The 11,958-nt window shown below is 62.0% G+C and carries 6 protein-coding genes; 2 read left to right on the forward strand and 4 right to left on the reverse strand.

Going from position 1 to position 11,958, the window contains the following annotated elements:
• Positions 1–20 precede the first annotated feature (20 nt).
• Positions 21–395, reverse strand: coding sequence for a four-helix bundle copper-binding protein (locus AB4Z19_RS25740; protein WP_442022850.1), 375 nt, complete (start codon positions 393–395; stop codon positions 21–23).
• Positions 396–534: 139 nt separating this feature from the next.
• Here AB4Z19_RS25740 and AB4Z19_RS25745 point away from each other — a divergent pair, with 139 nt between their 5' ends.
• Positions 535–2,139 carry a methyl-accepting chemotaxis protein gene (locus AB4Z19_RS25745; RefSeq protein WP_442036496.1) on the forward strand — a complete coding sequence of 535 codons (1,605 nt, stop codon included), beginning with the start codon at positions 535–537 and terminating at the stop codon, positions 2,137–2,139.
• Here AB4Z19_RS25745 and AB4Z19_RS25750 read toward each other — a convergent pair.
• Positions 2,093–3,712 (reverse strand): hypothetical protein, encoded by a 1,620-nt coding sequence (locus AB4Z19_RS25750; protein WP_442036498.1) that lies wholly within the window; start codon positions 3,710–3,712, stop codon positions 2,093–2,095. The genes AB4Z19_RS25745 and AB4Z19_RS25750 overlap by 47 nt on opposite strands.
• Before the next feature lie 79 nt (positions 3,713–3,791).
• On the opposite strand from AB4Z19_RS25750, the gene AB4Z19_RS25755 reads away from it, so the two are divergent.
• Positions 3,792–4,583, forward strand: coding sequence for a hypothetical protein (locus AB4Z19_RS25755; RefSeq protein ID WP_442036500.1), 792 nt, complete (start codon positions 3,792–3,794; stop codon positions 4,581–4,583).
• Here AB4Z19_RS25755 and mgtA read toward each other — a convergent pair.
• Positions 4,521–7,265 (reverse strand): magnesium-translocating P-type ATPase, encoded by a 2,745-nt coding sequence (mgtA, locus tag AB4Z19_RS25760; RefSeq protein ID WP_442036502.1) that lies wholly within the window; start codon positions 7,263–7,265, stop codon positions 4,521–4,523. The two genes, AB4Z19_RS25755 and mgtA, sit on opposite strands and share 63 nt — an antisense overlap.
• A 330-nt stretch (positions 7,266–7,595) precedes the next feature.
• On the reverse strand, positions 7,596–11,958 hold a 4,363-nt coding region (locus AB4Z19_RS25765), incomplete at its 5' end, for a beta strand repeat-containing protein (RefSeq protein WP_442036504.1).

Genomic DNA, 11,958 nt, shown 5'->3' on the forward strand with positions numbered 1-11,958 from the left:
ATCTTCAGCCCCCGCGCTACTCAGTGCGGCGAAACTCCGCTGGGGACCGGACGCACCTGGGCCTGGGCCATGCTGCTCATGCGGCGGCACTCATCGGCGCAGCGGTGGCAGGCCGCGGCGCAAACGCGGCAATGGTCGTGCTGGTGCTGGTCGCACTCGGTGCCGCAAGCATCGCAAATCTCGGCACAGGCACGGCACAGTTCCGCCGCTTCAGTACTGCCGCGCTGCATGAAGGCTGCGGCCAGGCGGCAGACCTGGGAACAATCGATGTCCAGCGCGATGCAGCGCGCTAGCATTTGCACATCGGACTCCTGCAGGCAGGCGCCGGCACAGTTTTCGCAGGCGGCCGCGCATTCGTTGCAGGCATCGATACAGGATTGATAGTGTTGCTGCATGCCAGTCTCCTTTATACAAAGGCCAACAGGCTACTCCCACCCGCCCGGGTTTGCCACACGATACCCTGAGTCAAACTTGCTTCCACTTTGCCGTGCAAGGTCTATAGTCGGTATAACTACAATCAAAATGGAGGCGGCCATGAATCGGTTCTACGATCTGCGTATCGGCACCAAATTGAAGATCTCGTTTGCAATTGTCCTGGCGCTTTGCATTGCGCTGGGCGTGTTCGCCACAGTACAACTGGCGCGGGTTAATCAGACCGCAACAGACATGGGCACTAACTGGATGCCCAGCGTGCGCACCCTGCTCGAGATCAAATACGATCTGGCCCGCTACCGCTCCCAGGAAGTGCAGCACATTCTCTCCACCACCGACAGCGAATTCACCACATACGAACAACGCATGCAATCCATTGGCGAGCATCTGGCCAAGACCCGCGCGGAATACGAAAAGCTGATCAGCGAACCAGAGGAGCGCACCGGCTACGCGGAATTCAGCCGCCTGGCCGACCAATATTTCAGCGACAGCAAGCAGCTGCTTGCGCTCTCCCGCGCCAACAAGAATGAGGAAGCGCGCGCCATCTTGCGCGGCGATTCGGCCAAGACCTTCACGGCGGCCAGCGAAGTGATCGAACGCCTGGCACAGGTGAATATCAGTGGTGCCGACAAGGCCAACAAGCTGGGCGACGAGCTGTATGCCTCATCCCGCTGGTGGATTATTGCGGCAATCGTCGCTTGCGTGGCGCTGGGCGCGCTGCAGGCCGTGTGGCTGGCGCGGATCATTTCGCGCCCCCTCAACAACGCGGTGGAAGTGGCGCAAACGGTCGCTGCCGGCAACCTCACCAGCGATATCCAGGTGACCTCGAAAGACGAAACCGGCCAGCTGCTGCAAGCGCTGAAGAATATGAACGACAGCCTGCGCGACATAGTCGGCCAGGTGCGCCATGGCACCGACGTGATTGCATCCGCATCCGGCGAGATCGCCACCGGCAGCCTGGATCTGTCGGCCCGCACCGAGCAGCAAGCCAGCTCGCTGGAGGAAACCGCGTCCTCGATGGAAGAACTGACCTCCACGGTCAAGCAGAACGGCGACAACGCACGCCGCGCCAACGAACTGGCGGGCAGCGCGTCCACCATCGCCGTGCAGGGTGGCGAGGCGGTGTCCGAAGTAGTGCGCACCATGGGCTCGATCAATGAGTCTTCCAACAAGATCGTGGAAATCATTGGCGTGATCGATGGCATCGCCTTCCAGACCAATATTCTGGCCCTGAACGCCGCCGTGGAAGCGGCACGCGCCGGGGAACAGGGACGCGGCTTTGCCGTAGTGGCCTCCGAGGTGCGCAACCTGGCGCAGCGCTCCGCTGCTGCGGCGAAGGAAATCAAGGAACTGATCAACGACTCGGTGGAGAAGGTGGGCGCCGGCAGCCGCATGGTCGAACAGGCCGGCAAGACGATTCAGGAAGTGGTCTCCAGCGTGCAGCACCTGACCGGCATCATGAGCGAAATCGCCAACGCGGGCCGCGAGCAGGAAGTCGGCATCGAACAGATCAACCAGGCCATCGTGGAAATGGATACCGTCACCCAGCAAAATGCCGCCCTGGTGGAAGAAGCGGCCGCCGCTTCGGCCTCGATGCAGGAGCAGGCGGACAAGCTGGCCAGGCTGGTCAGCGTGTTCCGCATCGACAGCGGCGGTACGCTTACGCCGGTCCCTTCCCCCACACGGCGGCTAGCACTTTCAGCTTAGTCCAGAGCGACAGGCGCTCGTCCGACAGTGCATCGAGCAGGTCGGACAGGCGCTTGGACTTGGCCATGGTGTAGGCGGTCATCGCGGTCGTGATGCCGACGGTCGCCACGAAGATGAAGATGCGGCGCGACAGCGGCGCTTCCGCCTCCGCCAGCAGATTCATGCCGAGAAAGCCGGTGGTGACAGAGCCGATCAGGCCAAAGATGGTCACCACGGTCAGCCGCACCACCGTGTTGGCCTGGCGCCGCAGGCTGTCCGCTTCGAGATAGCTGTTCATATCGCCCATGCGCACCTTGACTTCGCCATGCAGACGCTCCAGGTCCAGATGCGTGCCGCTCATGCGAAACAACGCGCGGATCTGGGCCTGGTCGGAGATTTCGGTGAACCAGTAGCGGTGGGTGAACCGCAAAAAGCTCTCGAAGGCGTAGCGGATGCGGCGCTTGAAGCGGCGCACGCTGTCTGGGTCGGTCACGCTCAGCGAGTTGAGCGCCTCGGCCAGCCGGTCTGAAAACATCAGCAACGAAGCCTTCTGCAAGTGCGCGATCATGAACAGCAGGAAGTGCTGGTGGCGGAACTGGGACAGCACGCCACGCTCGCGGCAGCAGAAGAAGTCCGACGCCGCATCGCCAATCACCACCAGCGCATAGCCGGTGCACAGATAGCGCGTATTGGGTGCGGCGCCGCCCGCATACCAGAACCGGTCGTAGCAATAGCTGCGTTCAAATTCGGCGGACGCCTGTCCTGGCGTGGCCGGCGCTCCCGCCACCATGCCCAGCGATGCGAACTGGCCGGGACTGAGCTGGTCCGGCCGGTGCACGGCCAGATAGGCCATCATCGGCATGCGGTAATACTCCACCAGACGGAATTGCAGCGGTGCGGCGGCATCCATGCCTTCCGGCACCAGCGGGAAAAGCACGTGGCACCAGTGCGAGGCGATGCGCGGCGCATGGTGCTCGCAAACATGGCGGGTGAATTCTTCCTTGTCCTGCGCATCGGATGAAGACAGCACATTGCCTTCGCCGTCCAGCCATTCCACGCTATACATGCAATGCAGCGCGTGGCCGTTGGCATCCCAGCCCGCCGGATAGGCGCGGCCAAAGCGGTAGATCAGATCCTGCGCGGTGTCCAGTGGCAAATCTTCGGTGCCGACTTCCATCACCAGCAGCACCACGTCCACGTCGTAGAAGAAGTGCAGGCAGACGTTGTGGACTTCCAGCGTATGCGGCGCGTCGCCGCTGCGCAGCACCACGCGCACTTGCTGGATATCCTTGCGGCGGAAGATGCGGCGCTGGCCGGTGAAGTGCCCTTCCCCGGCGGCGCTGCCGACATGGCCTACGCCAAACAGGAAGCGCTGCACATAAGGCAGAAAGCTGACGAACTCCGTGTAATAGCGCTCCTGGAACGAGGCGCCGGCGTCACGCGCGCTGGACACTTCACGCCATGGTGCGGCATCATCGCCGCCGGCCAGCAGCTCCCAGGGCTGGGTGGGCGCCCGCTCCTCGCCTGCGCGCGGCATCAGCCGCAGCGGCCATACAAGTACCTGGCGCAGATGCTCCACATGTCCGGTCTCCATGGGCGCCCTTTCTTAAACCAGTTAAATTATTACCAAACATAGCTTAGAATAATGGCAAGTATGCGCTATTGAACTCCCGATGTCATTCCGAATTGCCGTTTCCGCCCTGCTCCTTGCCCTGACCGCACAAGCTCACAGCGCCTGCGCGCCGGTGCGCTTCGCCTATCCCGATCAGGACCGGCCGCCCTATTGGCTTGGCAATGGCAGCTCGGTACCCGAACCGCCCGGCGCCAGCGTGGAATTGGTCATGGAATTTACGGCCAGCGTGGGATGCCCTGTCAGTCTGCTGCGCCTGCCCGTGATGCGCCTGCGTACCGCGCTGCAGGCTGGCGTGGCCGATTTCGTTCCGGCCGATGAAGCGATGCAGGGCATGCCCGGCGTCGCCTTGCCGCTCGATGCAAGCGGCCAGCCGGATGTGAAACGCGCGGTGCCGCTGGTATTGGTGGCCTTTGTGCGCGCCAGCGACAAGATCGCGCCGGACACCGATCCCGCCGCCTATTTTCGCGGCCACACAGTCGGCACCACCATGGGCGCCAGCTATGCAGTACGCATGCAGCAGATGGGGATCAATATCGATTCCGGCGCCAACGGCGTAACCGCCAACTTTGAGAAGCTGCGCCTGAAGCGCATCGATGGCTTCGTGGTTTCGCTGATCTCCGTCTCGGACATGGACAAATTCGTGGCCGAACATTACCGCGGCGAGATCGTGCGGCTGGAGAAGCCGCTGGTGCGAACCAATATCTGGATCGCAGCCAGCAAGACTTATTACGACACCCACACCGCCCAGGTGGAGGCGATGTGGAACTGGTTAGGTACGGCCGGTAACAAGCGCTTTACTGTCCTGCTGAAGAAATACTCCGGTGTTCCCTGACGTGCGGTACACGCGCTTCATCAGCTGCGTGGTGGCCAGGTAGCCGAACAGGATCAGCGGCAGAATGGCAAAGTACAGCGGCGGCAGCGATTGCAGCTTGAAGTAGTGCGCCACCGGGCCTTCCGGCAGGAACACGCCTACCGCCATGATCGCCCCCGTCATCACCAGCAGCGGCGTGGCAGCACGGCTCTGGATGAACGGCAGCTTCGGCGTACGGATCGCATGCACGATCAGGGTTTGCGTCAGCAGGCCGACGATGAACCAGCCGGACTGGAACAGCGTCTGATGCTCCGGCGTTTTGGCGCCGAACACGAACCACATTACGGCAAACGTGATCACGTCGAACAGGGAGCTGATCGGGCCGAAGAACAGCATGAATCGGCCGATCTCCGCCGGGTCCCATTTCTGCGGCGACTGCAGCAGTTCCGGATCGACGTTATCGAACGGAATGGCGATCTGCGACACGTCGTACAGCAGGTTCTGCACCAGCAGCTGCATCGGCAGCATCGGCAGGAACGGGATGAACGCACTCGCGATCAGCACTGAGAACACATTGCCGAAGTTCGAGCTGGCCGTCATTTTGATGTACTTGAGCATATTGGCGAAGGTGCGGCGGCCTTCCAGCACGCCCTCCTCCAGCACCATCAGGCTCTTTTCCAGCAGGATGATGTCCGCTGCCTCTTTCGCGATATCGACCGCCGTATCCACCGAAATGCCGATGTCCGCCTTGCGCAGCGCCGGGGCGTCGTTGATGCCGTCGCCCATGAAGCCGACCACGCGGCCGTTGGACTTCAGCAGGCGCACGATGCGCTCCTTGTGCGCCGGCGTCAGCTTGGCGAATACATTGTGATGTTCGACGGCGGCGGCCAGTTCGGCATCGGTCATGCGCTCGACGTCGCCGCCCAGCAGCACGCCCTTCTGCTCCAGCCCCACTTCGCGGCAGATCTTGGCGGTCACCAGCTCGTTGTCGCCGGTGAGAACCTTGACGGCCACGCCATGCTCGGCCAGCGCCTTCAGGGCCGGCGCCGTGGATTCTTTTGGCGGGTCCAGGAAGGCGACATAACCCACCAGCACCAGGTCCGATTCGTCGGCCAGGCTGTAAGTTTCCTGGGTCGGCGGCAGTTCGCGCGAGGCAACGGCCACCACGCGCAGGCCTTCAGCGTTCAGGTCGGCGGTCACGCTGCGCACACGCTCCAGCAGTTCCGGTGTCAGCACTTCCACTTCTTCGCCGTGCTGCACGCGGCTGCACACGGCCAGCACTTCTTCCACTGCGCCTTTGGTGATGATGACGTGGTGCTGGTCGTGCTCGGCCACCACCACCGACATGCGGCGGCGGTTGAAGTCGAACGGAATCTCATCGACTTTGCGGAAGACTTCCGCCACGTTCAGGTCGCGGTGCACTTCGGCGTGCTCCAGCACGGCCACGTCCAGCAGGTTTTTCAGGCCGGTCTGGTAGTAGCTGTTCAGGTATGCCATGTCCAGCACTTCGTCCGATTCCTCGCCCCAGATATCGGTGTGGCGGGCCAGGAAGATCTTGTCCTGGGTGAGCGTACCGGTCTTGTCGGTGCACAGCACGTCCATCGCGCCGAAGTTCTGGATCGCGTCCAGGTGCTTCACGATGACTTTTTTACGCGACAGGAAGACCGCGCCTTTGGCCAGGGTGGAAGTCACGATCATCGGCAGCATTTCCGGCGTCAGGCCAACAGCGATGGACAGCGCGAACAGCAGCGCCTCCATCCAGTCATGCTTGGTGTAACCATTGATGAAGAACACCAGCGGCGACATCACCAGCATGAAGCGGATCAGCAGCCAGCTCACTTTATTCACGCCGTTCTGGAACGAGGTCGGCGCTTTTTCAGTGGCGGTTACGCGGCTGGCCAGCGCACCGAAGTAGCTGCTGTTGCCGGTGCCCAGCACGACAGCTGTGGCGGCGCCGGACACTACATTGGTGCCCATGAAGACGATGTTTTCCAGCTCCAGCGGATTGATGGTGTCCGCGTCCTTCTGCTCGGCGAACTTCTCCACCGGTAGCGATTCGCCCGTCATGGCGGCCTGCGACACGAACAGGTCTTTCGCAGCCAGCACGCGGCAATCGGCCGGAATCATGTCGCCGGCGGACAGCGCGATCACGTCGCCCGGCACCAGCAGGCGGATCGCCACTTCGGTGCGCTGGCCTGCGCGCAGCACGGTCGCGGTATTGCTGACCATTTCCTTCAGCGCGTCCGCCGCCTTGTTGGACTTCCCTTCCTGCCAGAAGCGCAGCAGCGCGGACAGGACGACCATCGTGCCGATCACGATGGCGGCCTTCACGTCCTCGGTAACATAGGACACGATGGCCAACAACGTCAGCAGCAGATTGAAGGGATTGCGGTAGCACTGCCACAGGTGCGCCTGCCAGCTCAGTGGCTTCTCGTGTTCGACTTCGTTGAAGCCGACGCGCTCGCGCACGGCCTCCGCCTCTTCCACGCTCAGGCCTTCCACGCGGGTGTCGAGACGCTGCAACAGCGCAGCGCTGTTCTCGGTGGCGGCGGCCACCATGGTCTGGGTCAGGCTTTGCGGCACTTCGCGGCTTACGCCCGTTTCGGCCATCGAGTCCAGCATGGCCAGGCGGCGGAAGTGGCGGCCGATGTGACGGGAACGCAGGAAGCGCTCGAACAGCTCTTTCAGAACGATGAAGTTCATTATTACTCTCCAGCATAGTGCGGAGCGCGCACGCGTGCTCCTGAGCCTTCGCGAAAAAAATAGCGAAAGCACAATGACGCCGCAACGATGGCGACGTCAGACAATGTTTATCAGGGAGCAGCTGGAGAGCCGGGGAACCGGCTGATGCGCGCCGCTGCCTGCCGTACTTGGCAAGGCAGCGGCGAATGGGAGAATTCGGGCTTACCTTGCCTGGGTCAGGTCGATAGCAAATCGACTACAAGAACTGTCCACAGGAGGAACTCCTAGTATGAAGATGCGCGGATTCTAGCCCAATTTGTGAGCACTACTCAACCAATTTCTTGTAACTTCTTATGTCGGCATTGTGAATACGATGGCATTTTCCAACGCTGCCGTGTCGCTGACGCCAACCAGCGTGACCTGGCCGCCGGGGGCGGAGATCAACAGGTCGTTACCAACGTGTGTGACATACTTGGCGACGAAGTCGTGGGCCGTCATCGGTTTGCTCAGCACATCCACGAAATACAGCTTGTCGCCCTCCGCCATATTGAAGTCATTGACGCGGTCCGTCCCCATCGAGGACTCGAACACAAAGCAGTCCGCGCCTGTGCCGCCGATCAGAACGTCGTTGCCCTTCCCGCCAAACAGCACGTCGCGCGCCGCGCCGCCATCGAGCGTATCGTTGCCGTTGTCGCCATACAGGTAATCGATGCCGCCGCCGCCGGTCAGCTTGTCGTCGCCGTTGCCGCCGTACAGCGCATCGGTGGCCGCGCCGCCGGTCAGGGTGTCGTTGCCGTTCGCCCCCTGCAGCACATTTTCGCCATCGGTGCCGACCAGATTATCGTTGCCGTTACCGCCGTTGAGCACCTTGCCCTTGTCGGCGGTCGAGCCCCAGATGGTCAGCGTGATGGTATTGGTGCTCACCATGCCCGACTTGTCGACCACCGAATAGCTCATGGTGCCATTGACCTTCTGGCCCGTGCTGGCCCAGTCGAATTCATCGCTCGGCGTGATCGAAATCGATTTGCCATCGGCGGAAATGGTGGCGCTGGCATACACCTGGCTCAGATTCAGAACCTGCTTGGTCACCGGATTGACCAGTGTGCTGGCCGTGCTGTCCGCCGCCCAGGTCAATGTGACCTGGCTGACGTTCTTCAGCGTTACCACGTCGTTGGCGTCTGGATCGGTGGCGTAGTCGGGAATGACCGGAATCAGGATCGATGCATTCTCCACTGTGGACAGCATGATCTTGGACGTGGTGGGCGCCTCGTTCACATCATTCACGTTCAACGTCACCGCCTTCTGTGCCGCGTTGCCTGCGAGGTCGGTGGCCACCACGGTGAAGTGGTAATTGTTCTTCGCCTCGTAGTCCGGATTGGCCGCCAACTGCACATTGCCGCTGGCATCGATCGAGAATTGACCTGCATCGTCGTTATTGTTGGCCAGCAGACTATAGCTGAACGTACCAGCGTCCGTGGCGGCTGCTTTGTAGACGATCTGGTTAGCGCCCGTGTTCTCCGTTACCGAAGCTGTCGCCGCAGAGCTGAATACCGGCGCTGTCGCGTCCAGCGTGAAGCTGGCTGCCTTGCCCTGCGCCGTATTGCCGGCAAAGTCGGTTGCCAGCACGCTTACGCTGATTGTTCCGTCACTGAGCGACGACAGATTGGCCAGGCCATTCGCGCCGGTGACGCTATGCACACCGTCGCTGAAGGTGACGACTGCGTTGGCATCGGCGTTCACGCCCGCCACGCTATAGGCGACTGCGCTGCGCTCCGCGAGGCTGACCAGAGGGTCCGGCACGGTTACTGCCAGATCGCCTTCGGGATCGGCCTTGGTGTCCAGTGTGAAGTCGAAGCTGCGGGTGACGCTGTTACCGGCGATGTCGGTGTCGGTCACCTTCACGTTATGCGCGCCATCGATGCCTGGCGCCGCATAGCTCGCGGCGGCTGCGCCGTTATCAACGCTGAAGCTGCGCGTCGCCCCGGCCTCCAGGCTACCGAAGTTGAGCGATGCATTGCTGCTGACCTTGTCGCTGGCATGTCCGGCGCTGCCGTCGCTGGAATCAATCGTCAACGCAATCGCCTGGGTTGCCGGCGCCGTGGTGTCCAGGGTGAAGTTGAGCGTAGCCGACTTGCTGTTGCCCGCAGCGTCAGTATCCGTCACGACCACCACGTGCGCCCCGTCGCCTAGCTTGCTCGGGTCATAACTCGCGACAGCCGCCCCATCCACCGTGATCGAGCGCGCGGCGTCCGGGTCCTTCGCGCCGAAGATCAAGCCAGCCTTGCTGGTAACGCCGTCGCTGGCGTGGCCCGCAGCGCCGTCGGTCGTGTCTTCGCTCAGCCCGAGCGTTGGCGCAGTCAGCTGCCTGTCCAGCACGAAGTTGAAGCTGGTGGATTTCGCGTTGCCTGCTGCATCTGTATCGGTCACTTCCACGGTGTGCGCACCGTCAGCGAGCGCACTGGCGTCATAGCTAGCCACCGTGGCACCATCGACCTTGATGATGCGAGCGGCATCGGCGTCGGCGCCATTGAACGATAGCGCTGCATTGCTGGTCAGATGGTCGGCATCATGGCCGACCGCGCCGTCAGTCGTGTCCTGCACGAGCGACATGGCCGGTTTGGTGATCTTCGTATCCAGCACGAAGTCAAGGCTGGCGGTCTTGCTGTTGCCTGCGGCATCGGTGTCGATTACCGATACCGTGTGCGCGCCGTCGGCCAGCGCCGCGGCGTTGTAGCTCGCCACGGCTGCGCCATCGACTTTGATGACGCGCGTGGCATCCGTATCTTTCGCGCCGAAGTTCAGGGCGGCGTTGCTGGTCAAACGGTCGCTGTCGCGGCCTGCTCCACCGTCGGTTGTGTCCTGCGCCAGCGCGACGGTTGGCGCGGTCAGGCTCGTGTCCAGCGTGAAGTCGACGCTGGCGGACTTGCTGTTGCCAGCCGCGTCAGTGTCCGTCACGCTGACGTGGTGGGCGCCGTCGGCCAGGGAGGTCGCGTCGTAGGCCGCGACCACAGCGCCATCAACCGTGATGACGCGTGCTGCATCCGCATCTTTTGCGCCGAACGTCAGCGCGGCGTTTGCGGTCAGGTGATCGGTATTATGGCCTGCGATGCCATCCGTTGTGTCCTGCACCAGCGCCAGTGTTGGCGCAGTCAGCGTGGTATCGAGGGTGAAGTCGATGGATGTGGTCTTCGTGTTGCCCGCCGCATCGGTATCGGTAACGGATACGTTATGGACTCCATCGGCAAGTGTGGCCGGATCGTAGGCGGCGACGGTATTGCCGTCGACTTTGACCACCCGGCTGGCGTCGGCATCCTTTGTATTGAATACCAGGGCTGCATTGCTGGTCAGACGATCAGTATCGTGACCTGTCGCACCGTCGGTCGTGTCATGTGCCAGCGCAATCGTTGGCGCGGTAATCACGGAATCAAGCACGAAATCAATGCTCGCTGACTTGGTGTTCCCAGCGGCATCGGTGTCGGTGACGGCGACGTTATGGGCTCCCTGGGCGAGTGCGCTTGCGTCATACGCTGCGACGATATTGCCATCTACTTTGACAATCCGGTTCGCGTCCGCATCTTTCGCGTTGAAGTTCAGCGCGGCGTTGCTGGTCAGATGATCGCTGGCATGACCGGTGCCGCCGTCAGTCGTGTCCTGTGCGAGGGTCACTGCCGGTGCGGTCAGGGTTGTATCCAGCGTGAAGTCGATCGTGGCGGATTTCGAATTGCCAGCGGCATCGGTATCCGTCACCACAACGCTGTGCGCACCGTCAGCCAGCGTCGCTGCGTCGTAGCTGCTTACTTGCGCGCCATCGACTTTGATGACGCGCGCCGCGTCAGCGTCCTTCGCGCCGAACGCCAGGGCGCCGATGCTGGTGAGATGGTCTGCGTCATGCCCGGCCCCGCCGTCACTGGTGTCCTGCACCAGTGACACAGTCGGTGCGGTCAGCGTTGTGTCGAGTGTGAAGCCGAGCGATGCCGATTTTGTGTTACCCGCAGCATCGGTATCGGTCACAGAGACATTGTGTGCGCCGTCAGCGAGGGCCGACGCATCGTAGGCCGCCACGGCGACGCCGTCGACTTTAATTACGCGGTTAGCGTCAGCATCTTTGTCGCCGAAGGACAGTGCGGCATTGCTGGTGAGATGGTCGGCATCATGCCCGGCTCCGCCGTCACTGGTGTCATGCACCAAGGCCACCGTCGGTGCGGTCAGCGTTGTGTCGAGTGTGAAGTCGAGCGATGCCGATTTGGTGTTGCCTGCGGCATCCGTATCGGTCACGGACACGCTGTGAGCGCCGTCGGCAAGCAATGACGGATCGTAGCTGGCCACGGTGCTGCCGTCAACTTTAATGACGCGCGTCGCGTCGGCGTCTTGAAGGTTGAACGCCAGGGCCGCATTGCTGGTGAGGTGATCGACATCATGCCCAGTAGCGCCGTCGGTCGTGTCCTGCACGAGTGCCACGGTTGGCGCAGTCAAGGACGTATCCAGAGTGAAGTCCAGGCTGACCGAACTCGTATTCCCTGCCACATCCGTGTCGGTCACGCTCACGGAGTGTGCGCCATCGGCTAGTTTCGAGGCATCGTAGCTGGCGACAGCCGTACCATCGACTTTGATGACACGCGTAGCGTCAGCATCCTTCGCATTAAAGGTCAATGCGACGTTGCTAGTCAGGTGATCGGTGTCGTGGCCGGCAACGCCGTCCGTGGTGTCATGTGTG

It is taken from the genome of Pseudoduganella sp. RAF19 (assembly GCF_052114165.1).
Classification (GTDB): Bacteria; Pseudomonadota; Gammaproteobacteria; order Burkholderiales; family Burkholderiaceae_D; genus Rugamonas.